The organism is Clostridium sp. Marseille-P2415, from assembly GCF_900155545.1.
Taxonomy (GTDB): Bacteria; Bacillota; Clostridia; order Lachnospirales; family Lachnospiraceae; genus Lacrimispora.
The window spans coordinates 282894-285111 of sequence record NZ_LT732525.1 but is presented as its reverse complement, the minus strand read 5'-3'; the positions used below and the strand labels follow the sequence as shown (position 1 = coordinate 285111).

The following is a 2218-nucleotide window of genomic DNA, read 5'->3' as shown; positions in this document are numbered from 1 at the left end:
CCGCCACAACGACAGCCGCAACCGCAGCCTCGGACACAGCCGCAGCCACAACCGCAGCCTCGGCCACAACCGCAACCGCAGCCGCAGCCACAGCCACAGCCGCAACCGCAGCTTCGGACACAACCGCAGCCGCAGCCTCAATTACAGCCGCAGCCTCAATTGCAGCCGCAGCCGCAAACCCAGCCGCAGCCGCAGACCCAGCCGCTGACCCAGCCTCGTCCCCAGACTCAATTACAGACTCAGCCCCAGACACAAAATCAACCCATGGTTCGTGGGGAATCAAATAACGATAATATGATGACTTCTTGTCCGGCAGGATTGTATTCCTACATCATTCAAGCCGGCGATACGCTTTGGCTGTTAGCACAACGTTTTCTTACGACCGTTGAAGCTATCATGGCAGTGAATCCGGGTATTAACCCTGCCAATCTGTTTATTGGGCAGGTGGTCTGCATTCCATATGGACGCAGGGTTCCTATGCGCCCTCAGCCGCAGCCTATGCCTCAGCCGCAGCCCATGCCTCAGCCCCAGCCCAGGCCCCAGCCCGCGCCTATGCCGCAGCCCAGGCCCCAGCCCATGCCTCAACCGCAGCCCATGCCTCAGCCTCAGCCCAGGCCCCAGCCCGCGCCGCAGCCCATGCCTCAACCCCAGCCCATGCCTCAACCCCAGCCCATGCCCCAACCTCAGCCCATGCCCATGCCCCGACCCCAGCCTATGCCGCAGCCAACCCCCATGTGGGTCAGCAATGCGGAGCATAACCTGAACAACTACTTGCGGCTTTTATGGTCACAGCATGTTTATTGGACGAGAATGCTTATCCTGAGTCTGGTTTTTGGTTTGCCGGATGAGGAATTTGTCACCGCCCGTCTCTTACAGAATCCCGGTGATTTTGAGGAAGCATTGCGTCCTTTTTATGGGGAAGAAAATGCCGCAAATTTTGCAGATCTGTTAACGGCCCACCTCACAATCGCCAAAGAACTTATCACAGATTCAATGGCAGGCAATACGTCTGCAGCAGCTGATGCAGAAAGACGCTGGTACGAAAATGCAGACCAGATTGCAGCGTTCCTTAACAGCATCAATCCGAACTGGTCGGTCCAGGAGTGGAAGAAGATGCTGTATGACCATCTTGCGATGCTGAAGACAGAAGCTAATGATATCATGTCACAAAATTTTGAGGACAGCATCAATATATTTGAAAGCATTGAACAGGAGGCCATGGAAATGGCCGATGTGATGGCTCGGGGAATTGTTAGGCAATTTGAGCAGTATTTCAGAATTTAAAAACCAATAAGCAGTCCGGCCTTACTTGACCGGACTGCTTTATTTCATGTAATAATGATGTAAGTCAGGTGGAAAGAAGGAAAAGCTTATGGTAAGATAAGAGTAAATGAGGAATGGAAGCCTGTACTTTGGTATTAATTTGCAGGCTTGGATTTTACATATGGCAAAATTTTGACAGGAGAAGGACGATGAATTTACATGTATTTAGTACCAATAAAGAATTATACAAGGAACTTCGGATCGACTGCTCCAATTGCAGCGGATTGTGCTGTACGGCATTATTCTTTTCAAAAATGGATGGCTTTCCGGAGAACAAATCTGCAGGGAAACCATGCGTCAACTTACAGAGAGATTTCCGTTGTAAAATCCATAATGAACTTAACCGTAAAAAAATGAAAGGCTGTATGGGGTATGACTGTTTTGGTGCAGGGCAAAAGGTCACAAAGGAACTGTATGGAGGCTCAACATGGTTTTCTGAACCGAAAAAATCGAAGGAAATGTTTGAGGTATTTCTTAAAGTTTTTCATTTGCGCCAAATGCTATGGTTTTTAATGGAATCAAGAACTCTTTTGCCTGCAAAAGCTTTATGGTCCGGCATTGATGAACTGATAGAGAAAAATCAGGAGATATGCTCCGGCTCACCGGAAGCAGTAATGGATTTTGAACTGGAAGGTTACAAAGAGCAGGTAAATGGAATACTGAAAGAGGTTGGAGCTCTGGTAAAGAAGAGCTTTCCAAATAAGAGAGAAAGCAAACCTGCTGAATGCATGGGAAAAAATTTTAGCGGGAAAAATTTTGATGGCAGTGATTTCAGCATGACTTTGCTGATTGCGGCAGATTTTTCGGGATGCAGCTTTTCAGGAGCAAACTTTTTAGGGGCGGATATGCGGGATGCCAATATTCAAAACGCCGATTTGAGAGAGGCGGTATTTTT

General features: G+C 48.7%; 3 protein-coding genes. 2 read left to right on the top strand and 1 reads right to left on the bottom strand.

The annotated features are described in order from the left end of the window. Positions 1–253: hypothetical protein (locus BQ9856_RS24695; RefSeq protein ID WP_200801232.1), on the bottom strand; the 253-nt coding region annotated here is incomplete at its 3' end. A 41-nt stretch (positions 254–294) separates the two neighbouring features. Between BQ9856_RS24695 and BQ9856_RS24690 the strand changes: the two genes are divergently transcribed. Together BQ9856_RS24690 and BQ9856_RS01395 are read left to right on the top strand one after the other, a co-directional pair. Continuing rightward, positions 295–1284 carry a LysM peptidoglycan-binding domain-containing protein gene (locus tag BQ9856_RS24690; protein WP_200801231.1) on the top strand — a complete coding sequence of 330 codons (990 nt, stop codon included), beginning with the start codon at positions 295–297 and terminating at the stop codon, positions 1282–1284. 188 nt (positions 1285–1472) lie between these two features. After that, the coding region (locus BQ9856_RS01395) for a pentapeptide repeat-containing protein (protein ID WP_159441918.1) at positions 1473–2218 on the top strand (746 nt) is incomplete at its 3' end.

Bases quoted from the DNA above. Each gene is read 5' to 3' on its own strand.
- BQ9856_RS24690 (WP_200801231.1), top strand. From the start codon at position 295: ATGATGACTTCTTGTCCGGCAGGATTGTATTCCTACATCATTCAAGCC.